Raw genomic sequence first — 22,708 nt, forward strand, 5'->3', positions numbered from 1 at the left:
CGCGATCAACTGCTCTTCGCCCCAGATCTCAGCCACTCAGGCAGGCTACCGGCGAGCAGCCTCCGTATCCATGATCACGATCTACGGCTGGAGTGTTAGGCCGGCGCTATCCACTACCACCCGTACAGAAAGGGGCACGGCTGGCGGCGATGGAAGGGCCCCTTCCGCCAGAGCCCTGCCTAAGAGCTGTCCCGTAAATGATCTTTTGGTCGCGTCAGGTGCACATGGCCGCCGCACGTCCCGCTGATCTATCCGGCGAGGGCGAGGTTGTGCATCCGGGCGATGCCGAGCATGGCGTGGTGGACGCCGTCGCCTCTGAGGCGGCAGTCGCGGAGGATCTTCCACGTCTTCATGCGGGCGAAGACGTGCTCGACACGGGCCCGGACCTGCTTGTAGGGAAGGCGCGCGGGCTCAGCCCGGAGAACGGGGCTATCCAGGACGGCTCCGACGCCGTGATCACACCACCACGTCAAGATCATCTCAGTTGCAGACGCTGCCCGGCGTCCCTCGATCCTGTGTCCTCGGCAAGCAGGGAGGGCACATGGGGCCGGTTCTTTCCCGGGCGACGGAAGACAACAGCAGTCCGGATGTCTCCTGGTCCTACAGCAGCTTTGCCGCGTTCCGGCGGCGTCTGGCCGAGACCAGTGGGGCAAGGGCTCGCTCGAGTGCGGCTTCCCGGGCCCGTACGTCGGACAGGCGTACGTCGAGAAGGAAGGCGTCGTTGTAGGCGGGCAGGGAGCCGCTGAGTTCGAGGGCCTCGCGGCGGACGGTGCCGACGATGGCGGACAGCCGCCTGCCGGAGACGAGGACGCGACAGTTCTCGGTGACGCCGGCCGGGGCGGTGGTATCACCCGCGACCTTGTAGCCGAAGACGCTGACGGGCAGCCGTTCGCCGGAGGCGTCACGGAGGAGGCCGACGGGCGCGGGGCTTCGGCAGGGGGAGGCCGCGGGGAGGAGGCCCAACAGGGGGGAGCTACTCGGCGGCGAAGGCCGGGACAATGTGCAGGGCTGCGGCTAGGTGGGCGACATGATCGAGGTGCCTAGGGCTGCCAAGATCAGCGCGATGAAGAGTGGTCGGGAGCGTGAATGAGTTGAGCTATAGCCTCACGGCAGTGATCGCGAGGAGCAGTGTGCTGGCTGCGATGGCGAGCGCGCTGTCATCGGCTCGCCTCGTAGACCTGCAGCATGGTCTTGCACTCCTGCCGGTACCTGGCGCGTTATCTGCTGCGGTAACCGATACTGCCCAGCCCCGACGTACTCGTGCTCGTCTTGGTCCTCGTCGTCCGCGACGGGTTCGGCGGAGAGTGCCGGATTCACGTATCGGATTTCGATCCGGTCAGGTTCGCGAATGTAGCCGATGGCCAGAGCAGGGCAGTCCTCGAAGACGTCACCGTCGACCGTCACGGTGAGAATGCCGGGCAGCCCCGACGGCTCGCCCATGTCCGGTTCGTCAGCCAACTGGCCAGCCAGGACCTTCAGCGCGTACGCAACGCCAGCCCCCAGGTGAGTGGCGGTGTCGCGCACTTGCGGGGGGATCTCGACGTTCACGACCTGGTTCTCCTTGCTGGTTGGGGGGGAGGAGAGCGGTGACACTCACACAGTAGGACGCCCCGCGGCCATCGGCGGGGTGAGCAGGAGATCAGCTGTGCCCGCGGGCCAGGATGCGTCACGACAAGCACGGAGACCGGCACGCAGCCGCCCAGAGAAACTTCCTCACCCGCATGCTCGGACAGCTCCACCACTGCCTGTAGTAGGGCCGCCGCTTCGACGAGGCCGTGGCGTTTCCCGTCCCAGCCTCTTCGGTCGCGCTGGTGGCCGGAGCGCGGAAGCCTTACACGAGTCCAGCGGCCTTCCGGAGCTTCGCCTGACTGACAGCGGTGATCAGGCTTTCTGGGAGCATCGCCACCACGCTCGCGTGTTCCGCGAACACAGCCCTGCACTGCTCACGCTCGGGGTGATCGCTGTCGCTGCCGAACCACAGCACCATGGCCTCGTTGTCGGCCTCGATCGGCTCGGAGAACTCGGCGACCGTGACCAGACGATCCAGCAGTCCGGATCGCTCAGGAGCCTGCGGGTCGCCTGCGAGACGAAGCAGAAAGGGCAGGACTTCCGGCATGGCCGCGTTCATCTCGGCGATGCTGTCGAACATGGTGTTGGTGAGCACCCGTTGGGCCTCGGACGCGACGGCCTGATCGAGAAGGGCATGCAGAAGCACCGGGATCGCGGCGGGACATCCCGGAAACTCGGACCAGCGGACCTCCTCACACCCGTGGAGGGCAGGATGGCTACGGCTGGCATCAGCTGGCTGCGGATACTCGTGGAGAAACCGAGCGATCGCCGCATCCTTGGCGGCCACATCCATCCTGCACACCTGTCCGTCCCCCGTCCCGCCGCCCTGAGCCCCGAGCAGCACGTCAACCGCACTCTTGCGCGGGAGGGATCCGTACGCAAGCCAAGAGCCGACAGTCAGGCGTCGCTCTCCTCTCGCTGCTTTCGGTGATGAGGGACCACCGCGACCGCGCCGGCCTCTGTCGTGTGCGGAGGCCGGGGCGGCACCGAGCGTCCGTCATGCTGAGCAACGCGGGTATGCCCTTCAATAGTCGCGCGGTGCATTGTGCTGGCACCGTGCGTTGGCAGTAGGGGGGACGATGAACCTGAACCTTGTGACGTTGCTGATTTCAGTGATCGCGCTGGTCTCATCAGCGTGGTTGGCGTGGAGTCAGCTCAGGTCATCCCGGAAGTCAACGGTGTTGGCGATGATCCTGGAGGGGTTTCGGGACACACGAGGCGACGACTACCTCGAAGCAGTCGAGTACGTGTTGTACCAGCTGGCAGTCGAACACCCACAGCCCGTCGCGTATCAGCAACTCCCGGAGGAGAACAGGCGGTACATCCAGCGTGTCGGTCTGTTCTACAACGACCTCGGCAAACTGGTCGCGCACGGCCTGGTCGATGAATCCCTGATCATCGGCGCGTACGGCGGGAGCCTGCTGCGAGCGTGGAATCTGCTGGCCCCCTACGTCTACCTAGAGCGCCAAGAACATCATCGGCAACACATGCGCTACTTCGAGGACCTGGCTTGGCGAGCGTCATCCAGGCGCCCGGAAACCGTGTACCGCGAGTTGGGGCTGCATGTACTTCCGCCTGGCACCATGCAGTGAATGCTGCGTAGTTCGGGATCGGGAACCTCGATGCTCAGGCGCCTTCGCCGCAGCGGCCAGCTGTCCCGCAATCTCCTGATGGGGGCCTCGTCGCGGTCGCTTCGCAGCCAGCCCTTGACAGAATATCCGAGCTGGTGGCACGTGGAGGTAGGCAGCGGCGTGGCCCGTGTCGGGGTGGACAAGGACGACGGCGATCACCTCGGTCCGTGCAGGCGGCCGTACGGCGGCACGTTCGCAACAGCGCCTTCGCGCAGTCGGAGAGGGCCATCTCGCTGCTGGCCGACCCCGAGGCGCGGGAGGCGAGGGCGCAGGTCGAGGACGGCCGAGACGCAGCTCGGCATCGAACTGTGTGCCCGCTTCCTGCCGTTCCAGGACCGCTGCGGCCAGGCTGTGCGCGACGGCGCCACGGCCCGGCTTGCCGGGATCTGTCCGGGCAAGCACGGCCGCTGGGGGCGGATCTGCGTCCTGGACGACGGCCACGAGGCCTCGATGGAGGACCCTCACCGGGGCCGCGACAGCGAGGGCCGACCGGCTGCGTGGGTGGGCAGCGCGCCCGACGACTGGTGAGAGCACCAGGTCGCGCCGCCGCCCCGGACCGGAGTCGGCGGCCGCGTGACACCGGCGGGCAGGACCCCGGGTGTACTGGGCGGCCCCGAGGGCTGGAGCCAGCGGCCCGCGCTGCAGGGCCTGCACGCACCTCAGTGCGATGCCGTGGGCTCTGAGCAGTGGCGTCACCCTGGTGTGCGTGCAGGCCCTGGGGTCTTGGCCGCTCCCCTGGCCAACTACGCGGCGGCCGGGAGGGGTTCGTGTCGCTGCAGGGCTGTGCCCGTCGGGCAGCGACACTGGCAACGCTCAGAGGGTCAGTGGCCTGTTCCCCATACAGGCTCGACCGCGGCCTTCTCCGGTGACCAGCCGGTGACCAGTCCCCCCTGGGAAGCGCAGGACCCCAGAGGCCACTGGGGCCTGTTTAGGAGCGCCTTACTTCTTTTGCCACGCCAGTTGGCAAGAAGACTCGGCTATATATTTGTTCACCCCGTGAAGCTTGTCCAGCTCGCCAGTACACCACTTTTCCCACGTCATCGATTCACCCAACCCGCAAACGGTGCGGGCACGTGCATGCTCGCTTGAACGGGTCATGTACTGCTTGACGTATTCGAAGCAGTCGCCCTCACTTGCCTGGGCAGGCGCGGCAGCACCCACCAGGCCGACCCCAGCAAAAGCCGCTACCGCCATACTCGAAGCAGCAATTCCCGCCATTGCCCTACGCATATTTGCCTCTCCGTGTTCGTTTTTGATTAGGGCTCAGCATTGCCAAGTCCGCTGCCGTAAGAGGCTCAGACCCCGGTTGACTCTTCGACTGCCGCACTTGACGCGCGATTGATCAGTGTTCAGAGCGCCATCGGCCCTTCTGTCCACGCGCATCTCAGGGTATGTGGCAGCATCATGGATTTCGTTAGCACCGAGTACACACCTACTTGGCGATGCGTCTACTCGGTGATGTGCTGGGCTTGATGTCGGTAGTCCTCGGGTGGGTTGCCGTAGGCCGTGCGGAAGGCGAGCGCGCGGCGGGCCTGTTCGAGGCGCTCTTGAGGTTGAGGTCGTCGCCCCGGTTCACGGTTTGGAGCGGCTGGGCGCACACGGTCGTTTGGCGGCGAGACCGGCCGGGCCGTTATGCCCTCGCCGGCGAAGGGGAGAGCGTAGACCTGGCGCACCGGAGAGGCTGAAGGCCGCGGCGCGCCCTATAGCAGCACCCCACACTCGTTACCCGGGGCCGTGGTCATGCCGGTCCTGCGGCCGTTCGCCACCGCTCGGCGCAGGATCACGACCGTGCTGGGCCCTGGAACCATGGCGATCAGGAAGGCCGCACAGACGAACGCAAGGACGGAAGTCAGCATCACCGGCGTGCTGATGCGCCACAAGACTCTTGCCGACCCCGCTGCGGACGTGCTTCTGCAGACCCTCCGTCGAAGGGAAGACCACGTCGGGTTCACGCCGCGGACGAGGCGCGGAATCGGATGGACACGGCTCGGTACGGTGGCCGATGATCTCCGGCATGATCCGGGCCGCCACTGTGGACGACATCGCGGAGATCCGCGCGATGATCCGTGAACTCGCTGCGTACGAACGGGCTGCTGAGCAAGCCCGAGCCACCGAGGGGCAGCTCCGCGACGCGCTGTTCGGGGAACATCCCGCTGCTTTCGCACTGATCGCTGAGGACGACGAGACGAGGCAGACCGTGGGCTTCGCCCTGTGGTTTCCCCGCTTCTCGACCTGGACCGGCACGCGCGGCATGCACCTGGAGGACCTCTACGTACGGTCGCACGCCCGAGGCGGAGGACACGGCAAGGCTCTGCTCGCCTCCCTGGCCGCGATCTGCCAGCACAGGGGCTACGAACGCTTCGAGTGGTGGGTCCTGGCCTGGAACGAGCCGACGATCGACTTCTACAAGTCGCTCGGCGTGGACTTCCTCGACGAGTGGAGGGTGTGCCGGCTGAGCGGTGAACCACTCGAGGAACTCGCTGCCCAGGCCCCGGCAGACCTCAACCAGACCCCCGTCCTGTAGGACGCAGGGTCATGCAACCTCCTGTCGCAGCTGTGATCGAAGCCCACCGGACACTGGAAAGGCTCGTGGCCGGACTGAGCGACCAGCAGGTCGCAGAAGCGTCCGCTCTTCCGGGCTGGTCACGCGGTCACGTCCTCGCGCATCTCACCGACAACGCGAGAATGTTCGCCCGTCTCGCCGAACACGCCCTGCGCGGTGAACTCGTAGCGGGCTACGACGGCGGGGTCGACGAGCGCAACGCGATCATCGAGACCACGGCCGACCGCAGCGCAGCCGAACACCGCGCCCAACTCGCCGCGCACACGGCCAGGCTGGAGGCGTCCTGGGCGCGCGCCACCGACAGGGACTGGAGCCGACCCGTCACGTTCCGCAACGCGGACCTTGCCGCCACCGTCTTCGCACGCTGGCGCGAGGCATGGATCCACATGGTCGATCTGGAACTCGGCGTAAGGCCCGACGACTGGCCCCAGGACCTGGCCGCACACACCATCGACTTCCTCCTCGTCCGCCTCCCGGCAGGCACTCGTCTTCATGCCGAGGATGTAGGCCGCCAGTGGTCCCTCGGCTACGGCCCGCCGGGCACGGTGGTCACCGCAGGCGTGCGCGACCTCGCGGCCTGGCTGGCCGGACGTATGCCCGTGATCTCACCGGTGACGGCGGAGGACCTGCCTGCTCTCGGCCCCTGGCCGCCCCACCCTCCACAGCGCCTGGACCGCCCGTGACCTCGTCTGGGTCTGCGGGCGCCCCTCCCCTGGGACACACTTTCTGATCAAGTGGAAGGGGGCAGCTGTTCGCGCACCCGCTCGGGATCGGGGTTGGTGTGTGGTTGGCCCGCCACGACTACGGTGGGCACGGTCTCGTTGCCGTCGTTGGCCGCTCTCACCGCTGACGCTCCTGCCGGGTCACGCCAGATGTTGACCCCAGTGCAGCTGGCGGTGATGGGGATTCGTGAAAACGGCCAGGGATGCTCCTCGCAGCACTCGCTCTGGTGTTCAACGAAGTGGGGGGTTTCAAAGGAGCGTGGCCCGGGTCGTCGGCGGCTTGGGTCCCTCGCTCGTGACGTGTGCGGGCCGTGTCGAGATGTCGAGACGCTGGCTTCGTGTCGGTGGCCGATCCGGGATCCTCACGCACGGCCACACCAGCGATCAGCTGCCTGCGGAGAGGTCCCCGGCAAGGAGCTGTCCTGTGAGTTCCATGCACCGTGTCCGGGCCGCGGAGAAGCCGTAGGGCATCTTGGTGACCGCTTCGAAGGCACTCATCTGGACCTCCTCCTCGCCGCTCGCCTCTGCGTCGTAGATCTCGAAGAGCTTCTCCTCGGCCACGTCCAGTCCGGCCGCTTCAATGGCCTGGTGCAGGGCCTTGTGGTGGGCGCAGTGCTGCGCGGCGAGTTCCTCGACCTGCGGGTCGTGGGGGTCGACGGTGTCGTCGAGGGCGGCGTCGGCCGCGTCGAGGCGGTCTGCCTCGGCCCGTAGGCCGGGGTGGGTGGCCAGGGTGATGAACACGCTGGCCTGAATTGCGGCTCCCAGCGGCCCGAAGATCCGTTCCGTGACCAGCAGGGCGTCCAGGTCGGTGGGGCGTAGTGCGCCGGGAGGCAGGTGGCTGAGCCGGTCCGTGACCATTGGGGAGAGCAAGCCCAGTGGGCTGCCCACGTCCCGCAGGCGCTGGACTGCGGCGCGCTGGCGCTTGATGTCGGCCTCTTGGGCGGCCAGGGTCTCCTCCAGCCGGCCCAGGACGTCCTCAATGTCCCGGACTTCGTCGAAGGCGGCCCGCATGTCGTCCAGGCTGATGCCGGCCTCGGACATCTTGCGGATCCACAGCAGGCGGATCATGTCGTCGTAGCCGTAGCGGCGGCGTCCGTCTCCGCCTCGCTCGGGCTCCGGCAGCAGACCGATCTGGTGGTAGTGGCGAATGGCGCGCGGGGTGGTTCCGGCGAAGGCGGCGGCATCGCCGATCTTGACCTCGCGGGGAGGCGTGGCGGAGGGGTACATCGCAGACAGAACCTTTCGTGCTGTGGTGCCCTCGACGACACCACATGCCGCTACGGCATATGCAACTACACACCACCCAGATGCTGACGGGCTATCGGGCAGTCCCTCGCTATGGGTGTCCCGTCCCGGGACAGGCCCGGAATGGGTGGGGAGATCCGTCGAGCAGGTCTGATGGCACCCCGAGCAGGGGTTGGAGATTTTCAAGGAGCCCCATCAGCGGGCGCTACGGCCCAGCCGGATGCGCAGCCGTATGCAGTACTGGCAGCCCCGGCCGCCAGAAGACGACCGGTCGGCCGTCGACCGCGCTGCGGCGTTGTGCCTCCTGCGCACCGACCGACCTCCAGAAGATCAGGGGTTGAGTTCACGCCGGCGAGCGCCACCGCGAGCTGCCGAAGCTGGAGGAGCCCGAGGAGCGGACGGGCCGGCTGGTGGAGTCGTGTCGGTGCCGGGCTGTGCTCGTCTGACCGGTGACACCGGCAGCGCGTGCACGGTTCAGGCCTGTTCCCTCGTACAGGCCGGGCCGCGCCTTCTCCGGTTGACGGCCGGTGACCGGCAGCCCGGGGCCTCGCCGGGGCCCCGGGGCCGTGGGTCAGCCAGTAGCTCGTCTGACCCCCGTGATCACTGCGGCAGGCCGGCCTCGGCTGCCCGGCGCAGGATGTCACCGCATGTGGGAGACGGTGTCGGTGAGCGGTCGGCGAGGACGTTCAGCGCATGGTGCACTTCCCTGCCCAGCAGCAACAGCCGGTGGCTGTAGTGCCCGCCCTTGTAGCTGTACAGGCGGAAGACGTTGACGGCCTGCTGGTCACGGTCGTCGGCGAAGGTGCCCCGGGAGTCCGGCGAGCAGCTCGTAATCCTGCTTGCCGGTCGCCGCGTCGGCCACGTCCCCAAGGGGCAGAGCATCGAACCGCGCGGCGGACACGGAAGCGTCGAGCGCGATGGCGTGGGCGGCCAGGGCCGCGAAGACCTCGATCAGCCGCTCACCCGCCGCCGTGTCGATGCCCCGGGCCCGCAGGTTTTCGTGACGACGATCCTGCCGCCATGGCTCCTGGTCCACCAGCGGCAGCACAACGCGGCCCAGGCGCGCGCAGCGATGCCACAGCATGTCGTGGTCCGAGGCCACGGACGCTCCTTGGGTCTATGGCGAGTGGGAGGCCTAGGGGCGAGGGCCTGCCCGGCGGCCACCAGGCCCACTCAACTTCCCACTGCGCGCAGGGCACGTACAGAGCGAAACGGTGCGCAAGACCGGTGGCCGGTGGCCGGGAGGTGATCGATGCGATCGCCTCCCACGGGGACTACGATCTGGCGATCTCTTGCCGGAGCTGGCGGGTGAAGCGGCGCAGGAGGTCCAACGTCTCCCGGTTCTCGGCCCTGCGATCGTCCCTGCCGTCGGTGGGCCGCGTGCTCCAGACCCGACGGGCGAGAGCATCGGCGAGATCAACGGTGTCCTCGGCGCACAGGAGGTAGAGGGCTGACCGTGCTTCCTGCATCCGGTTCGCCAATTCGTTGGCCCCGGCACCGTCGTCGCCCAGCTGCGTTCCCCGAAGGTAGTCGAACAGCGCAGCTACCGAAGTGTTGAAACCGACGCCGGCCTTGAGCTTCTGTTCGCGAAGCCACATGCGGTCCTGACGGCGCGCCGTGAACCACGAACCGAACACCGCCCCGATGAGCCCCATACCGGCCCCGATGGCCACGGACAGCACGTTCCCCACGGTCAACTCCCGCCCCCGGCAAACCGACGACGCCAGGCTACAGAACCACCGAGAGTGCCCTGCCGCGCCCGATTCCACGTGGACGGTCCCGTGCCTGTTCCCTCGTCGGCGGCCGCTCAGCCTCGCGGCAGGGCGGGGGGCCGGCGGGCACTCTGGAGCCTCGGGCTGCTCCGCGCGGGCCCAGCCGTGGGCATGCATGACCTCGGCCTCCCGGTCCTCGAACAACTGGGGCAGCATCCTCAGGGTCGCGGTCGCGGTCGCAGTCGGGGTCGCGGTCACGGTCGCGGTCACGGTCACGGTGCCAGGGGATGAACGCGCGGGCGGCGGGCCGGTCGGCGTCGCAGGCCGGGCACAGCTCCATCCACACGCCGCTCCCCCACGGGCCGTTCCACTGCAGCACGAGGTCGCCGCCGCAGCGTGAGCAGGGCTCCAGCAACCGTTCGTCCCGGCCGGAGGTGGGCTGCAGCCGGAGGAGCGCTTCGTCGCTACGGCATCGAGGTCGCCGTCGGCATTGCCGGTGCGGAAGAACGAGCCGTCGGGGCGCACCACATAGCGCCAGGTGAACGACATGCAAGGCCTCCTCTCGGGATGCGAACGGCCACGATCCGCCCACCTGATGATCAACGTCAAAGGGCTGGCGCCTGCCGGCCGTCGTGTTCGAGCAACTGCAGCAGAGGAACACCCCCTGGTTCCGTAAGACCTGGACGACGCAGAAGCCGAGTTCGTTCTCCAGCGCGCCAAGGCGCTGCGCCGCAAAGGAAGTCCGCCGCACCGCCGGTGTGTTCGAGGGTGTGCCCCTGCTCATGGAGCGCCGCGAACAGGGCTGGTGGCTCGGCTCGCATCGTCGGCCGGGTTATCGACGGGTTGCCCGGCAGTCAGCAGGCCAGGGCGGCCAGGTGTGCCGCCGGTGGTGCACGCGATTCATGTCGCCTGAGGTCGTGCGGTTCCGGGGGCCGTGCGTGGACCGATGTCGGCGTGTGGTGCGCGTGAGCGTCAGCGTCCCTGTGTGTCCCAGTTCGCGAGCACGGCGTCGGCCGCGGCGTGCAGGTGCCGTGCTGATGTGCCGTCACAGACCTGTGTCGAGATACCGAGCAAGAAGCCGTGGATCATTGACGTGACGCCGTCCACGTCGGTGTCTTCGGCGAGTTCTCCTGAGGCGATGCCGCGTGCGATGCACGCCCTGATGCGTGCTCGGTCCGCTGCGCGGCGCGCCGCTACGACCTTTCGCGCTCCGACCTCGCCCGCTCCCGGTGCCCGGACCGTCCCCGAGAGGGCGACGAGGCATCCGCGAGGGTGGGAGGTGTCGGTCTGCATGCTGATCGACCCGTGGAGGAGCCGGGCGATGGCCTCGCGGGGACTTTCCGCCTCGTCGGCCACGACATCGGTGACGCTGCCCGGTCCGGCGATGTAGTGCTCAACGGCCTTCTCGAACAGTCCCTCCTTCGAGCCGAAGGCGCCGTAGAGGCTCGCGGAGGACAGCCCTGTGGTCTCGCGGAGCTGGGCCAGCGATGTCGCTTCGTAACCCTGTTCCCAGAACAGCAGCATCGCGGCCTCCAGGACGGCCTCCATGTCGAAGATGCGGGGACGGCCGACGGGGGACACGGCGAACCTCCTTATTGCGGACTGACTGATCCAGTTTGACACCCGTAAGCACAACGATCAATATCGGATCAGTCAATCCATAACTAGTGGAGGAGTCCGACCCGATGACCACAACGTGCCCCACGCCGGTCCGCGAGCGAGCGCACGAGTCGTTCCCCGTTCCGGCACTGGTGGTGATGGCGTGTACCGGATTCATCGTGATCATGACCGAGACGCTGCCGGCGGGGCTGCTCCCGCAGCTCGCTGCCGGACTCGACGTCTCCGAAGGCGGCGCCGGCCAGCTCGTGAGCGCCTACGCGATCGGAACGGTCCTCTCCGCGATACCCGCGATCGCGCTGACGCGCGGGGCACGGCGGAAGCCGCTCCTCCTCGCGGGCCTGCTCGGATTCCTCGTCGCGAACGCCGTCACCGCGCTCTCGCCGTCGTTCACCGTCGCTCTTGTCGCCCGGTTCGTCGGGGGAGCCTTCTCCGGTCTGCTGTGGGGCATGCTCGCCGGATACGCCCGGCGTATCGTCGCACCTGAGCACGCCGGGCGTGCCCTTGCCATCGCCATGACCGGAACCCCCGTCGCGCTGTCCGTCGGAACCCCCCTTGGCGCCTGGCTGGGCTCGACGGTCGGGTGGCGCTGGTCCTTCGCCGCGATGTCACTGCTCAGCGTCATCGTCATGGTCTTCGCGAAGTTCCTCGTGCCCGACGCCCCGGGGCAGTCGGCGCAGACACGCGCTCCGCTCAGCCGAGTGCTGGGCATTCCCGGCGTGGCGACCATCCTCGCCGTCGTATTCGCCTGGATGCTCGCGCACAACCTGCTCTACACCTACATCGCTTCCTACCTGCAGCAGATGCGTCTCGCGCTCCGGCCCGACGTCACACTTCTCGTCTTCGGCGTCGCTGCGCTCGGAGGTATCTGGATCACCGGCGTGTTCATCGACCGCGCACTTCGCAGGCTCACCCTGGCGAGTGTGACCCTGTTCATCGTCGCCGGGGCGTTTCTTGCCGCCGCGCAGCAGTCCACTGTGCTCGTGCTGCTCGCGATCATCCTGTGGGGCCTCGCGTTCGGCGGCTCGGCGACACAGTTACAGACGGCCATGGGGGAGGCCGCGGGCGAGAACGCCGACGCGGCGAACGCGATGCTGACCACAGCCTTCAACATGGCGATCTTTGCGGGTGGTGCTGTGGGGGCTGTGGTCGTCGATGGCGTGGGCGCACCGGTTCTTCCAGCCGGGATGATCGCTCTCACACTCATGGCGCTCGCCACGGTCGGCTTCGGCCGGCGCGCAGCATTCCCCGCAGGGCGTTGATCGAGAACTGACCGGACCACTCCTCGTGGCTCGTCATGCAGCCTTGGACGGGTATGCGGTCCACTGGCGGATCGGCGAGTCGGGGGCGAAGTCGGTCTCGGGCTCGGCGCGGGCGTTGCGCCAGCGGATGCAGGCGGCGATGGCGGCGTTCCGCTCCCCGTGGGTGCGGTGGTCGGTGCCGTTGAGGGCGAAGCAGCGCAGGGCCGCGAACTCCGATTCGATCCAGTTCAGCCGGGATCCGTAGGTCGGCAGGGAGACCAGGATGCCGCCCGCGCTGCGCGAGCTCGGTATCGGGTTCGTGCCGTACTCGCCGCTCGGCCACGGCTTCCTCACCGGCACCTTGCGCTCTCCCGACCAGTTCGACGAGGGCGACCGGCGCCGGACCAGCCCGCGCTTCAACAGTGCCATGCAAGAACCCCGTCTTGCGAAATCTCCGGCTGCCAGTCTCTGGGCCCTTTGAAAGCCGCCTCAAGGACCTTTACCCATGAGACCGGATTGCACCACTGAATCAAGTACATTCTCGACATCAGCTTGGCCGCGTAGTAATCCTTCTGCTCTTCTACGGTAACGACGCTACTCGGCGGGGCAGGGCCAAGGAGGGGGAATATGTCCCTCAGTGTGAGCACCCTATAGGCAGGCGTGAGGTAAACGAAATCCGCCCCCGCAGCTGACATGGACGGGGACGGGTGAGCGTTCTTCCTTGCTCCGTTGCAGCAGAGCATCAGGCAGTCCCCCTCCATCTCCACGCGCACCTGACGCAGGGCTTCATAGAGGTCCTGCCCCTTCCCGCAGTAGTCGCGCCCCTGTGGATCCGCTACCCGGAGGGTCCAAGGGGGCTCTTCCGGGTGAGAGACGCGAACCTTCCGCATCTGGCCGCTGGTGGACATGACCTGCAGGTCGTAGCTCGTCACGACCGACCACCGTAGCCGGGGTTGGGCACGAAACGTCATCCCGGAGATCTTCCTTGAACGTCGTGCAATCCATCGCGAACCCTTCCGGCGACCAGGACGAGCACGTCCGCGCCATGCGCCATCTCGCCGATGCAGGCAACACCCACCACCACGAAGGCAGGGCAGCCCCGATCGTGGGTGGACTGGCTCACCGCGCTACACGCCGCCGGCCGCCACACCACCGCAGACCGCCCGCGCGACACCGCTCTCATGCAAGACTGCGCTTGCCCGCGTTCCAGCAGTCGTCGGCGTGGACGTGGACCGGTGCCCCGGTCCGGTTGAGGCCCAGCTCGATCAGCCACTCCGGGGCCGGTGGTCGGACTCGCGGCGTTCCTCGTCGGCGATCCACCTGCGGGTGCGGGCCAGGTCGCGCTCCTGCACGCGCGCCAGGAAATGGAGCAGCGCGAGTCGCGACGCCCCCGAATCGCGCCGGGGGGATCCCATGCGGGAGCGTGCTATTCCAGGCGGCGGTTCTGCCACACCGCGACGATCCAGGAGGCGAGCAGGTGCTCCATCTCCGACCGTCCAGGCCGCGTCGGCCTCGGGGGCGGCACCGCGGTCGGCGACGTCGATCCCCCGCCAGCCCGGCACGAGTTCCAGCAGCAGCGACTGGATCGCGGCGAAGGCCCGCTCGCACGCCGCCTTGTCCGTCGGCCGCATCGCCCGCGCCGGCGGCACGTCGATGCCCAGGGTGCGTGCGACCTCGACAAGATGATGGTTCTTGAAGACGGCGCCGTGGTCGACGGTGATGGCCTCCGGTCTGAAGAACGGCAGACCGACAACCGGCCCACCCGCGAGGTCCGCGACCAGTACCGCAGGTATGCCGGGATAGGGCCAGCTCATTGACTCTCCCCAGCCCGGGCGCATCGGCAGCGGCGAGAGGACGTCCCGCAGCAGCATCGCGACCTCGATCGAGGATGCCGTCGCCCCGATCATCCGGCCGACGCGGCGGCCGGATCTGGGGGCATGTTCAGTCCTGCTCCTCGACGATGCTCTTCAGCACGCTCGTCGCTCCCATGCCGTTGGGCCAGCCGGAGTAGAACGACAGGTGCAGCAGAGCCTCCTGCAGTTCCTCGTCGGTCACGCCGTTCTGGCGGGCGAAGCCGAGGTGGAACTGCAGCTGGTCCATCTTCCCGAGCGCGGTCAGAGCGGAGATGGTGACGAGGCTGCGGTCGCGCTTGGACAGGCCCTCGCGCTCCCAGACCTCGTCGAAGAGGACCCTGTCGGTGTAATGGACCATCCCCGGGGCGAAGTCGCCGAAGGCATTCTTCCCGCCGGTCCAGCCGGTGCTTGTGCTCTCAGCCATGTTCTCTCCCTACATGCGTCGACGTCCGTCGATCGATCTCTGAAGGTGCAATGCCAATGACATCGCTGGACATGCCGAGCGAGGGAGTCCCCCGTGAAGGACGTACTGGCAGGGCATCCCTCACACGAGCTCCGCGCCTTAGCGTGGAACGCATGGACGCCAGGAACGAAGCACGGGAATTCCTCATGTCCCGTCGAGCGAACCTCACTCCCGAGCAGGCTGGACTGACGGTCTCCGGACACCGGAGGGTCGCGGGCCTGCGCCGCGGCGAGGTGGCAATGCTCGCGGACGTGAGCCCGGAGTACTACGCCAAGATCGAACGCGGTCACCTGGCCGGCGTCTCCGACGCCGTCCTCGAGTCGGTCGCCCGGGCGCTGCAGCTCGACGACGCCGAGCGCGAGCACCTCTTCGACCTCGCCCGAGCAGCCAACGGCGCGGCCCGGCCTGTGCGCAGGCGCAGGTCGAAGAAATGGGTGCCCAGGGACAGCCTGACCCGTGCCCTGGGCGCCATCGCACTCGGGCCCGCATTCGTGCGCAACGGGCGGATGGACGTCCTCGCCACCAACGCCCTCGGGCGCGCCTTCTACGACGAGGTGTTCGACGGCCCCGGACAAGAGAACCTGGCGCGCTACTGCTTCCTCGACGAACGGGCCAAGGCGTTCTACCCCAACTGGGAGACGGCCGCGGACGTCACCGTGTCGATCCTGCGCACCGAAGCCGGCAGGGACCCCCGGGACAAGCAGCTGCACGACCTGCTCGGTGAGCTGTCCACGTGCAGCGAAGCGTTCCGCACTCGGTGGGGAGCACACAACGTGCGCCGCCACGGATCGGGCACCAAGGAATTCCACCACCACGAGGTCGGCGATCTCACTTTGACCTACGAGGGGATGGAGCTGACCGCCGAGCCCGGGCTGTCCTTCCTCATCTACACCGCAGAGCCCGGCTCGCCCAGCCAGGAGCGCCTGCAGCTGCTCGCGAGCCTCGCCGCGACGTCCACCGCAGGACTGCCCCGGAGCGAGCACCCGACCACGATCCAGGAGAGATGACCATGCACGCCAGAACACTCGGACAAGGCCTGAAGGTCTCCGCGATCGGGCTCGGCGCGATGGGCATGTCCCAGAGCTACGGCCCCAACCCCGGCAGCCGCGACGACATGATCGCGGTGCTGCGCTCCGCAGTCGACGAGGGAGCGACCTTCTTCGACACCGCCGAGGTCTACGGGCCCTACGTGAACGAGGAGCTGCTCGGCGAGGCGCTCGAGCCGATCCGCGACCAGGTCGTGATCGCCACCAAGTTCGGATGGGACATCCAAGACGGCCAGAGCGTCGGCCTCAACAGCCGTCCCGCGCAGATCCGCCGCGCCGCGGAGGAGTCTTTGAAGCGGCTCCGCACCGACACGATCGACCTGTTCTACCAGCACCGCGTCGACCCCGCCGTGCCGATCGAGGACGTCGCAGGCACGGTCGGCGAGCTGATCGCCGAGGGGAAGGTCAGGCACTTCGGGCTCTCCGAGGCCTCGGCCGCCACCATCCGCGCCGCACACGCCGTCCACCCCGTGACCGCGGTCCAGAGCGAGTACTCACTGTGGACACGGGACCCCGAGGCTGAGGTGCTGCCCACGCTCGCCGAGCTCGGCATCGGGTTCGTGCCGTTCAGCCCCCTCGGCAAGGGCTTCCTCACCGGCACCGTCGATGCGTCCACGACCTTCATCGACGGGGACATCCGCCACCGGGTCCCGCGCTTCAAGGCGGAGAACCTGGCCGCGAACCAGGCGCTCGTCGACCATGTCCGGCAACTCGCCGAAGCGAAGGGCGCGACGCCGGGCCAGATCGCCTTGGCCTGGCTGCTGGCGCAGCAGCCATGGATCGTGCCGATCCCCGGCACCCGCCGCACGGCACGCATCCAGGAGAACACCGCCGCGACGGCTGTTGCGCTGTCCGCGGACGAGGTGGCCGACCTCGACGGCCTCGCCCAGCGGGTCGGAGTCAGCGGCGATCGCTACAACGCCGAGCACATGGCCTACGTCAATCGCTAGGGATGCTGCGCAGCCTGGCCGGCCGGACCCAGGACACCGCTGCCGCACACGCGCCCGGCGGGACGCGCTGAAACAGAAGGAAAGAACGAAATGACTGTTAACGGATTTGACCAGATCTTCCCGCTCGGGGAGAAGAACGACGCCTTCGCGCAGTACTTCATCGGCCAGAGCTACCTGGCTCCGCTCGCCTCGGGGAGCGTTCCGGTCAGCAATGTCTCCTTCGAGCCGGGCTGCCGCAACAACTGGCACATCCACTACGGCACGGGCGGCGGCGGTGACCAGATCCTGCTGTGCACGGCGGGCAGCGGCTGGTACCAGGCCGAGGGCGAGGATCCCGTCAGCATGGAGCCGGGAACGGTGGTCCGCGTTCCGGCGGGCACGAAGCACTGGCACGGCGCGAAAGCCGACTCGTGGTTCTCCCACGTTGCCTTCATCACCCCGGGCGAAGACGTCAGCAACGAATGGCTCGAGCCCGTCACCGACGAGGCGTACGGCGAGCTGCCGAAGACCGGAGCAAACGCATGACCATCCTGGACGAGACCTACACGCTGTCCAACAGCGTCGAGGTCCCCAAGCTGGGGCTCGGCACCTGGTTCATCGACGATGATCAGGCGGCCGAGGCGGTCCGCGCAGCCGTGGAGATCGGCTACCGCAACATCGACACCGCCCAGGCCTACGGCAATGAGCGCGGCGTCGGCGAGGGCGTGCGCACCGCCGGCGTGCCCCGCGGCGAGCTGTTCGTCTCGACCAAACTCGCTGCGGAGATCAAGGACTACGACCAGGCGGTCGACGCGATCGACGAGTCACTGGAGAAACTCGGCATCGAGTACATCGACCTGATGCTCATCCACAGCCCGCAGCCGTGGAACGACTTTCGCGGCGGCGACTACGCCGATGGCAACCGCGAAGCATGGCGCGCGCTCGAAAAGGCGCATCGGGTCGGCAAGGTCCGCTCCATCGGGGTGTCCAACTTCCAGCAGCAGGACCTGGAGAACATCCTCCAGGGCGCGACCGTCGCGCCGCGCGTGAACCAGCTGCTCGTCCACGCCGGCAACACCCCCTCAGCGCTCCTGGACTACTGCGAGGGCAAGCAGATCCTCGTCGAGGCGTACTCGCCGATCGCACACGGAGCGATCCTGCAGAACGCCGAGGTCCAGGCGATGGCAAAGAAGTACGGCGTGTCCGTCCCACAGCTGTGCATCCGCTACACCCTGCAGCTGGGCACGGTGTCGCTGCCCAAGACGGCGAACCCCGAACACATGCGCTCCAATGCCGAGGTCGACTTCGAGATCTCCGGCGATGACATGGACGCCCTGCGGGTTCTGCGCGACGTGGACTACGGCGAGCACAGCGTGTTCCCCGCCTACAGCGGCAAGTGATGCCAGACGAGCGCCGCCCCATGACGGCCTGGCCTCAGGTGGCTATGTATCTCAGTGCGGGAGTCGTTTGAGGTGACGGCGGGAGTCACCTTCTGATCGAGTTTGCGATGTCGGTTTGTTTTGAAGTCGCCCAGGGGCTTGCGATGGGACGTTGGGATGCGCTTCTGCCGCTGGGGGCCTTATGGGGACGTCGCAGTCGAAGGTCGATCTGTACGCCGCCAACTGTCGCTCCTCCATGTGCGGCGGGTGTAAGGCCTTTGGGCCACCGGGACAGCCCTTCTCCGGTTGATCGGCCGGTGACCAGCAGCCTCGGGGTTCGCCGGGCCCTGAGGCCGTAGGTCGGCCAGGAGCATGGTGGACCGGTCGGAGGGATTCGACTGCCCTGTTCTTCTGCCGCCTCACGGCTGGAATACGACCTCGGGGTGGGCGGCAGTCGCACCGGTGAGGATCGGCTGCGGCATGTCCCGCAGGTGAAGGCCGAAGAAGGCTGTCACGTATTCGCGGGTCATGTCCCAGCCTCGTTGCCCGGAAAGCGGCGCGGCGGGATCCGACAGGCCCAACTGACCGGCAAGATAGGGCAGGTCCGTGAAGGAGAAATGCTCGGCGCCGGTCACTGTCAGCCAGCGTTTCCAGCCGCTCAGGTGCTGCCATGCCGCAGGCCAGTCGGTTTCCTTGTTGCCGGGGCTGTGCGTGGACTCGGCACCGAGCATCATGAACGGGCGTCGGCCGAGCCCCGTGGCGGCAGGCTGCAGGAGGAGGTTGCCGTCCAGGTCAACTCCGGCGCGCACGCGACGGTCGGCGGCCATGGTTGCCGCGGCGGCCGCGCCCCCGATCGAATGTCCCGCGATTCCGATCCGGCTCGCATCGATCGCGCGGGACAGCGCCCCCGCCTGCCGGGTCTTCGTCAGCTCGTCGATCACGAAGGACATGTCCTTGGCCCGGCCGCGCGCTACGGCTGCCTTGTCCTCGCGCGTGTGGACCTGCGCGCAGGTCGCACAGGTCAGCATTCGGCCCCCGGGAAAGGCCGTACCAACGGATTCGTATGCGTGGTCCACGGACGCAACGACGTAGCCGCGACTCGCGAGATCATCGGCGACCGACGTGAGTGTGGTGCGCGGCATCGAGAATCCCGGAGAAGGCAGCACCAGGGGGAAAACGCCCCGGCGCCGGGGGAACGCCTTCCTGAGCGTGAGTACGCGCCCCTGCAACCGTTGGGCAGGCACGACGCCGCCGAGACCTCTGGCCTCCAGCAGGAGCCGCGCCTCGTCATCGCTCATGTATGCCGCTGGGGAACCGCTCGCCCCACGCGCCGGGTAGGACACCGACACCATCAACTCCCGGTTTCCCGCCCTTGGCACCCACGGGTCAGTGCGGTGCCTGTCGACCAAGTGCAGGACGCGGCGGCCCACCGTGTACGGACCGGTGGGAAGTGGCAACGCCAACCCGCTCGTGTACGGAACCCGGGAGCCAGGAGTCTGAACGCCCTGGGCAAAGGCGGGGGGTGCGGTGTCCAGGAGCGGGGCGGAAAGGGCGAGGGTGAGCAGACTGGCTGCAATGGCTCTGCGACGTCTGGTGGTCATACAGCCGACGCTTGACCTCCGGTGTCCTCCAACACGTCGATCTGCAGGCTTACTTGGGCGTACCTCTGTGGTCGGATCTTGTCAGGCCAGGTTTCCCGGCAGCGTGAGAGCCTATCCGCTGCCTCTGAGACGGCCGGTCAAAGTTCGATGAGATCGGTCAGCCTTCAGTGAGCGGAGACACCTCGAGACCGCTCTCGGTGCCTCGCCCGCACGGCTTTTGTCCTTCGCAGCTCAAGACGTCGCTGCCGCGGCAGAAGTACCGCGAAGAACGGTGGTGAACCACGTGTAGACGGGAGCGAGTGTTGGTGATGCAGGCCATCCATTGATCGTCGCCAGGAGCTGCCAGTAGCGCTTGGCGTGTGGGTCAACGGACATCTGCAGGCGGGCGACGAGCCAGCGGCGCAGATCACCATCGCCCGCACGCTCGAACGCGTGGCCGTAGAGACCGCCCAGTGAGCCGGCAAGGGGTGCGGCTTCGGCAGAGGCGAGAAGGACGCCGGCGGACACGGCTTCGTCGATTCGTTCAAGCATCGCTTGATCGAGACTGTCGTGCAGGCCACTGACGTCCTGCTGAGAAGGCTCTTTCGCCTGCTCCTCGGCAATGCGCCGTACCCCGGTACGGAAGTCTGCGTCCTGGCAGAGTTCGGCGAGTTCCACCCAGGCCCCAACCTGTTCCGGCGTGGGATCGTCGGGGAGCTCGGGCAGTGTGGATCGCATCAGGGTCACGAACTCGGGGTTGGCGTCAAAGCCTCTGAAAGCGTCGTCGATGAAGTCGGTTACCATCCGGCGTTGTTCGGACTGGGACAGCGTGGCGAGTCGATGCAAGAGGTCCATCTCCATGGTGGTGGGGCCGCGTCTGGCGGCTGCTCGTAGTACTGCCCGGCGCAGGCGGAGGGTCTGGATCTGTATGTCCAGGGCGTCGGCGTGTGCTTCTGCGACTTCCGGTATGGATGCCTCCTGGTCCAGCACCTTGCGCACGGTCGCCAGGTCGAGCCCGAGATCGCGCAGTGTGCGGGCCAGATCCAGGCGTGCGAGTGCGTCGAGGCCGTAGAGCCGGTAGCCCGCCGGGCTCCGGTCGGTCGGCGGGACGATGCCCTGGTCGGAGTAGTACCGGATGGTCTTTACCGTCAGACCGGTCCGGCGGGATAGTTCTCCGATGGAATAGAGCGTGTCGCTGTCCATGCCCCCAGCTTGGCGTCTCCCCCCACGGGAGACTCAACCGACATTCCCGGGGTGAACAGAGGCTGGGCCGGGATACCTGGGCATCAGGTTGCTTGAGCTTGTTCTTGACGCCAGCAAGACTGGCGTTGATTCCCTCCACCTCGCCGCGCCAGTCGAGGAGGGCTACCGCTGACGCGGAATCCGAGAGATTAGGGAGTGTCCCGTAACTGGGGCTGGTGCGACGCTGATGTCTTGGGCTGGAGGCGTCAGCTGTGGTCGGATGCCTTTCCCAGCAGGTGGTCGATGTGGCGTTGGAGGATGGCCAGCGCCGTGGCCGGGGAGTGGTGGCCTGCCAGCACGTGAGCCGTGAGGCCGTCGGCCAGGGCGAGCAGCGTGTGTGCTTCGCGATCGGGGTCGAGGTGCTGGGGAACTTCCCGGGTGTCCTGGCCGTAGCGGATGAGCCACGCGATGAGGCCGTGGAGCTTGGCATAGGTGTCGCGCAGGACGGCGGCCAGGTTCTCGCTGGCAGGGGCATGTGCGACGAAGGCCAGCCAGACCTGAGCCCGTGTCTTCGATTCCTCATCCAGCAGGGCGAGTTCGGCCAGTGTGTGGGACAGCAGGGTGGACGCGGCCTGGGGGGTGGAGGTGGCGGCGATGCGCTGGTTGGCACGTTCGCCGACGTGTTGGGAGATGTGCTCCAGCGCGAAGAGCAGCATGTCCTGCTTGGTGCGAAAGCATCGCTGGACAGCACCCATGGACACGCCGGCCTGGGCCGCGACGTCGCGGAGGCTGACGGCCTCCATGCCGGAGCGCGCGATCAGGGTGCAGACCGCCTCGGCGATCCGTCGGCGTCGGTCCTCGTAGTCGACCTGCCTGGGCACGGGTTACTCCTTCCCACGTTCTGATGCACTTGCATCGTATCCAGATCCACTGCAACGATGTGATGCGGTCGCATCGGAACGATGCGCGGACACCGGGAGGGGAAGCTCGCCATGGCGAAGCAGTTCAAGAGGACGGACAGCAGCTCAAAGCAGGGGCTGCTGTGGCCGTTCGGTGCCATCCTCGTCATCCAGGGCTTCGGCTCCGCCATCACGGAGGCCGGCTGGGATACGAGCTTTGGTGTCGCCGGCCTCCTGCGGGCAGCCCAAATGCCTGAGTGGGCAACGCTGCTGGTCGGCTTCGCGGGTCTGGCCCTGCTGGGAACGGCGGCGCGCCGTCACTACGCGAGGAGGCGGGCGGACCGCCACCCGTGAGAAGTCCGCAGGCCAACCGGCGAGCTGCAATGCTCCGGATGTGGCTGGTGCGATCACGGCATCGGGAGGTCTTGGCGGTACCGATCGGTGCTGGCGGCGCGCTGATGAGCCGGGTGCCGTCCCCGACACGAAGGCGCCGGGGACTCAGACGCGCAACAGGGCCAGCTCGTACTTCACAGGCTGAAGCGAGCAGGCATCAGCCAGTTCACGCAGGGCCGCCAACTCGCCTCGGTCGGTCGTCAGGCTCCAGCGGAGCTTGGTGCCCACCCTGAGTATGTCGATGACGGGCAGCAACGCCTGTCGGTGAGTTCCAGCAACGGTTGGGTGGGGTCGGCGGCGGGAATGTCGATGAGTTTCAGCAACGCTGCCGGGGCTGCGGCCAGTTGGGGCTCCTAACAAAAGTGGTGGGCTTGCCCCTGTCAGAGGTCGGTGTCGTGCACGAGGCCGCCGGGTAGCGGGACGTGGTCAGCCGCGTAATCGCACGCGATAAACCCGGCGACGTCGGCAGTCATCCCGGGATACTGGTCGCCCATGGATGAGGTCGAAGTCGTCGTCGCCCATTCCGAGCGCGCGACCCTGCGCGTCGGCGACGTGTTCCTGAAGGTGGACGCCGATCAGGCGCGCCTCGACGCCGAGGTCGAGGCGATGTCCCTCGCGCCGGTCCCGACCCCGGAGGTCCTGTGGCGCAAGCCGCCCGTGCTCGCGATCGCCGCCCTCCCGGGG

At 67.6% G+C, this 22,708-nt stretch carries 25 protein-coding genes and 4 pseudogenes; 12 read left to right on the forward strand and 17 right to left on the reverse strand.

All coding sequences use genetic code 11. The features are described 5' to 3' along the window. Positions 1-248: 248 nt before the first annotated feature. From ACFTZL_RS16480 to ACFTZL_RS16495, 4 genes and pseudogenes are all read right to left on the reverse strand, one after another. Positions 249-395 (reverse strand): annotated as a pseudogene (locus ACFTZL_RS16480) (transposase); the annotation flags it as partial. A 205-nt stretch (positions 396-600) separates the two neighbouring features. Further along, on the reverse strand, positions 601-963 hold the full coding sequence (locus ACFTZL_RS16485) for a hypothetical protein (RefSeq protein ID WP_382582532.1): 363 nt from the start codon (positions 961-963) through the stop codon (positions 601-603). Between the two features lie 141 nt (positions 964-1,104). Beyond that, positions 1,105-1,548, reverse strand: a complete 444-nt coding sequence (locus tag ACFTZL_RS16490) for a hypothetical protein (RefSeq protein ID WP_382582463.1) — start codon at positions 1,546-1,548, stop codon at positions 1,105-1,107. Between the two features lie 283 nt (positions 1,549-1,831). Further along, entirely contained in the window at positions 1,832-2,362 is a 531-nt protein-coding gene (locus ACFTZL_RS16495) for a hypothetical protein (RefSeq protein ID WP_382582466.1), read from the reverse strand. A 286-nt stretch (positions 2,363-2,648) separates the two neighbouring features. Between ACFTZL_RS16495 and ACFTZL_RS16500 the strand changes: the two genes are divergently transcribed. From ACFTZL_RS16500 to ACFTZL_RS16515, 4 genes are all read left to right on the forward strand, one after another. Next, positions 2,649-3,161, forward strand: coding sequence for a hypothetical protein (locus ACFTZL_RS16500; RefSeq protein ID WP_382582469.1), 513 nt, complete (start codon positions 2,649-2,651; stop codon positions 3,159-3,161). Between the two features lie 390 nt (positions 3,162-3,551). After that, positions 3,552-3,728, forward strand: coding sequence for a hypothetical protein (locus tag ACFTZL_RS16505; protein WP_382582472.1), 177 nt, complete (start codon positions 3,552-3,554; stop codon positions 3,726-3,728). Positions 3,729-5,214: 1,486 nt separating this feature from the next. After that, a complete protein-coding gene (locus ACFTZL_RS16510) occupies positions 5,215-5,724 on the forward strand; it encodes a GNAT family N-acetyltransferase (RefSeq protein ID WP_382582475.1) in 510 nt (169 codons plus the stop codon). An 11-nt stretch (positions 5,725-5,735) separates the two neighbouring features. Next, positions 5,736-6,446 (forward strand): maleylpyruvate isomerase family mycothiol-dependent enzyme, encoded by a 711-nt coding sequence (locus ACFTZL_RS16515; RefSeq protein WP_382582478.1) that lies wholly within the window; start codon positions 5,736-5,738, stop codon positions 6,444-6,446. A gap of 423 nt (positions 6,447-6,869) precedes the next feature. Here the strand turns inward: ACFTZL_RS16515 and ACFTZL_RS16520 are convergent, their stop codons facing one another. The 6 genes from ACFTZL_RS16520 to ACFTZL_RS16545 all read right to left on the reverse strand — a co-directional run bounded on the left by ACFTZL_RS16520 (position 6,870) and on the right by ACFTZL_RS16545 (position 11,023). Beyond that, positions 6,870-7,712, reverse strand: a complete 843-nt coding sequence (locus tag ACFTZL_RS16520; protein WP_382582481.1) for a MerR family transcriptional regulator — start codon at positions 7,710-7,712, stop codon at positions 6,870-6,872. 618 nt (positions 7,713-8,330) lie between these two features. Further along, positions 8,331-8,600 carry a hypothetical protein gene (locus ACFTZL_RS16525; protein ID WP_382582484.1) on the reverse strand — a complete coding sequence of 90 codons (270 nt, stop codon included), beginning with the start codon at positions 8,598-8,600 and terminating at the stop codon, positions 8,331-8,333. Continuing rightward, the gene (locus ACFTZL_RS16530) at positions 8,515-8,832 is read right to left on the reverse strand and encodes a hypothetical protein (RefSeq protein WP_382582487.1); all 318 of its coding nucleotides are present in this window, start codon (positions 8,830-8,832) and stop codon (positions 8,515-8,517) included. Before ACFTZL_RS16530 ends, ACFTZL_RS16525 begins: the two co-directional genes overlap by 86 nt. A gap of 172 nt (positions 8,833-9,004) precedes the next feature. After that, entirely contained in the window at positions 9,005-9,421 is a 417-nt protein-coding gene (locus ACFTZL_RS16535; protein WP_382582488.1) for a hypothetical protein, read from the reverse strand. 37 nt (positions 9,422-9,458) lie between these two features. Then, positions 9,459-10,226, reverse strand: coding sequence for a DUF6300 family protein (locus ACFTZL_RS16540; RefSeq protein ID WP_382582491.1), 768 nt, complete (start codon positions 10,224-10,226; stop codon positions 9,459-9,461). 188 nt (positions 10,227-10,414) lie between these two features. Beyond that, the gene (locus tag ACFTZL_RS16545; RefSeq protein WP_382582495.1) at positions 10,415-11,023 is read right to left on the reverse strand and encodes a TetR/AcrR family transcriptional regulator; all 609 of its coding nucleotides are present in this window, start codon (positions 11,021-11,023) and stop codon (positions 10,415-10,417) included. A 176-nt stretch (positions 11,024-11,199) separates the two neighbouring features. On the opposite strand from ACFTZL_RS16545, the gene ACFTZL_RS16550 reads away from it, so the two are divergent. Together ACFTZL_RS16550 and ACFTZL_RS16555 are read left to right on the forward strand one after the other, a co-directional pair. After that, positions 11,200-12,321, forward strand: a complete 1,122-nt coding sequence (locus ACFTZL_RS16550) for an MFS transporter (protein ID WP_382582529.1) — start codon at positions 11,200-11,202, stop codon at positions 12,319-12,321. Between the two features lie 247 nt (positions 12,322-12,568). Beyond that, positions 12,569-12,718: pseudogene (locus ACFTZL_RS16555) on the forward strand (aldo/keto reductase); the annotation flags it as partial. Here the strand turns inward: ACFTZL_RS16555 and ACFTZL_RS16560 are convergent. The 3 genes from ACFTZL_RS16560 to ACFTZL_RS16570 all read right to left on the reverse strand — a co-directional run bounded on the left by ACFTZL_RS16560 (position 12,717) and on the right by ACFTZL_RS16570 (position 14,577). After that, entirely contained in the window at positions 12,717-13,232 is a 516-nt protein-coding gene (locus tag ACFTZL_RS16560) for a hypothetical protein (protein WP_382582498.1), read from the reverse strand. The pseudogene ACFTZL_RS16555 and the gene ACFTZL_RS16560 sit on opposite strands and share 2 nt — an antisense overlap. 333 nt (positions 13,233-13,565) lie before the next feature. Continuing rightward, a complete protein-coding gene (locus ACFTZL_RS16565) occupies positions 13,566-14,207 on the reverse strand; it encodes a hypothetical protein (RefSeq protein ID WP_382582500.1) in 642 nt (213 codons plus the stop codon). A 34-nt stretch (positions 14,208-14,241) separates the two neighbouring features. After that, positions 14,242-14,577 (reverse strand): carboxymuconolactone decarboxylase family protein, encoded by a 336-nt coding sequence (locus ACFTZL_RS16570; RefSeq protein ID WP_382582503.1) that lies wholly within the window; start codon positions 14,575-14,577, stop codon positions 14,242-14,244. A 152-nt stretch (positions 14,578-14,729) separates the two neighbouring features. Between ACFTZL_RS16570 and ACFTZL_RS16575 the strand changes: the two genes are divergently transcribed. From ACFTZL_RS16575 to ACFTZL_RS16590, 4 genes are all read left to right on the forward strand, one after another. Further along, on the forward strand, positions 14,730-15,623 hold the full coding sequence (locus ACFTZL_RS16575) for a helix-turn-helix transcriptional regulator (RefSeq protein WP_382582506.1): 894 nt from the start codon (positions 14,730-14,732) through the stop codon (positions 15,621-15,623). 2 nt (positions 15,624-15,625) lie between these two features. Beyond that, positions 15,626-16,612 (forward strand): aldo/keto reductase, encoded by a 987-nt coding sequence (locus tag ACFTZL_RS16580; RefSeq protein WP_382582509.1) that lies wholly within the window; start codon positions 15,626-15,628, stop codon positions 16,610-16,612. A 90-nt stretch (positions 16,613-16,702) separates the two neighbouring features. Next, positions 16,703-17,137 carry a cupin domain-containing protein gene (locus ACFTZL_RS16585; RefSeq protein ID WP_382582512.1) on the forward strand — a complete coding sequence of 145 codons (435 nt, stop codon included), beginning with the start codon at positions 16,703-16,705 and terminating at the stop codon, positions 17,135-17,137. After that, positions 17,134-17,991, forward strand: coding sequence for an aldo/keto reductase (locus ACFTZL_RS16590; protein ID WP_382582515.1), 858 nt, complete (start codon positions 17,134-17,136; stop codon positions 17,989-17,991). Before ACFTZL_RS16585 ends, ACFTZL_RS16590 begins: the two co-directional genes overlap by 4 nt. A 398-nt stretch (positions 17,992-18,389) precedes the next feature. On the opposite strand, the pseudogene ACFTZL_RS16595 reads toward ACFTZL_RS16590, so the two are convergent. From ACFTZL_RS16595 to ACFTZL_RS16605, 3 genes and pseudogenes are all read right to left on the reverse strand, one after another. Further along, positions 18,390-19,571: pseudogene (locus ACFTZL_RS16595) on the reverse strand (alpha/beta hydrolase family protein). Between the two features lie 231 nt (positions 19,572-19,802). After that, positions 19,803-20,753, reverse strand: coding sequence for a MerR family transcriptional regulator (locus ACFTZL_RS16600; RefSeq protein WP_382582518.1), 951 nt, complete (start codon positions 20,751-20,753; stop codon positions 19,803-19,805). A 245-nt stretch (positions 20,754-20,998) separates the two neighbouring features. After that, the gene (locus ACFTZL_RS16605; protein WP_382582521.1) at positions 20,999-21,613 is read right to left on the reverse strand and encodes a TetR/AcrR family transcriptional regulator; all 615 of its coding nucleotides are present in this window, start codon (positions 21,611-21,613) and stop codon (positions 20,999-21,001) included. 111 nt (positions 21,614-21,724) lie between these two features. Between ACFTZL_RS16605 and ACFTZL_RS16610 the strand changes: the two genes are divergently transcribed. After that, positions 21,725-21,985 (forward strand): hypothetical protein, encoded by a 261-nt coding sequence (locus ACFTZL_RS16610; RefSeq protein ID WP_382582524.1) that lies wholly within the window; start codon positions 21,725-21,727, stop codon positions 21,983-21,985. A gap of 144 nt (positions 21,986-22,129) precedes the next feature. Here ACFTZL_RS16610 and ACFTZL_RS16615 read toward each other — a convergent pair whose 3' ends face one another. Beyond that, on the reverse strand, positions 22,130-22,252 hold the full coding sequence (locus ACFTZL_RS16615; RefSeq protein ID WP_382582527.1) for a hypothetical protein: 123 nt from the start codon (positions 22,250-22,252) through the stop codon (positions 22,130-22,132). Positions 22,253-22,516: 264 nt separating this feature from the next. On the opposite strand from ACFTZL_RS16615, the pseudogene ACFTZL_RS16620 reads away from it, so the two are divergent. Next, positions 22,517-22,708, forward strand: a pseudogene (locus ACFTZL_RS16620) (aminoglycoside phosphotransferase family protein); the annotation flags it as partial.

The sequence above is a fragment of the Streptomyces sp. NPDC056948 genome, assembly GCF_042674225.1.
Classification (GTDB): domain Bacteria; phylum Actinomycetota; class Actinomycetes; order Streptomycetales; family Streptomycetaceae; genus Streptomyces; species Streptomyces purpurascens.

Excerpts from the sequence above, each read along its gene's own strand:
- ACFTZL_RS16495 (WP_382582466.1), bottom strand. The coding sequence starts at position 2,362 with ATGGATGTGGCCGCCAAGGATGCGGCGATCGCTCGGTTTCTCCACGAG.
- ACFTZL_RS16500 (WP_382582469.1), top strand. The coding sequence starts at position 2,649 with ATGAACCTGAACCTTGTGACGTTGCTGATTTCAGTGATCGCGCTGGTC.
- ACFTZL_RS16510 (WP_382582475.1), top strand. The coding sequence starts at position 5,215 with ATGATCCGGGCCGCCACTGTGGACGACATCGCGGAGATCCGCGCGATG.
- ACFTZL_RS16515 (WP_382582478.1), top strand. The coding sequence starts at position 5,736 with ATGCAACCTCCTGTCGCAGCTGTGATCGAAGCCCACCGGACACTGGAA.
- ACFTZL_RS16520 (WP_382582481.1), bottom strand. The coding sequence starts at position 7,712 with ATGTACCCCTCCGCCACGCCTCCCCGCGAGGTCAAGATCGGCGATGCC.
- ACFTZL_RS16540 (WP_382582491.1), bottom strand. The coding sequence starts at position 10,226 with ATGAGCAGGGGCACACCCTCGAACACACCGGCGGTGCGGCGGACTTCC.
- ACFTZL_RS16550 (WP_382582529.1), top strand. The coding sequence starts at position 11,200 with ATGGCGTGTACCGGATTCATCGTGATCATGACCGAGACGCTGCCGGCG.
- ACFTZL_RS16565 (WP_382582500.1), bottom strand. The coding sequence starts at position 14,207 with ATGATCGGGGCGACGGCATCCTCGATCGAGGTCGCGATGCTGCTGCGG.
- ACFTZL_RS16570 (WP_382582503.1), bottom strand. The coding sequence starts at position 14,577 with ATGGCTGAGAGCACAAGCACCGGCTGGACCGGCGGGAAGAATGCCTTC.
- ACFTZL_RS16575 (WP_382582506.1), top strand. The coding sequence starts at position 14,730 with ATGGACGCCAGGAACGAAGCACGGGAATTCCTCATGTCCCGTCGAGCG.
- ACFTZL_RS16580 (WP_382582509.1), top strand. The coding sequence starts at position 15,626 with ATGCACGCCAGAACACTCGGACAAGGCCTGAAGGTCTCCGCGATCGGG.
- ACFTZL_RS16585 (WP_382582512.1), top strand. The coding sequence starts at position 16,703 with ATGACTGTTAACGGATTTGACCAGATCTTCCCGCTCGGGGAGAAGAAC.
- ACFTZL_RS16590 (WP_382582515.1), top strand. The coding sequence starts at position 17,134 with ATGACCATCCTGGACGAGACCTACACGCTGTCCAACAGCGTCGAGGTC.
- ACFTZL_RS16600 (WP_382582518.1), bottom strand. The coding sequence starts at position 20,753 with ATGGACAGCGACACGCTCTATTCCATCGGAGAACTATCCCGCCGGACC.
- ACFTZL_RS16610 (WP_382582524.1), top strand. The coding sequence starts at position 21,725 with ATGGCGAAGCAGTTCAAGAGGACGGACAGCAGCTCAAAGCAGGGGCTG.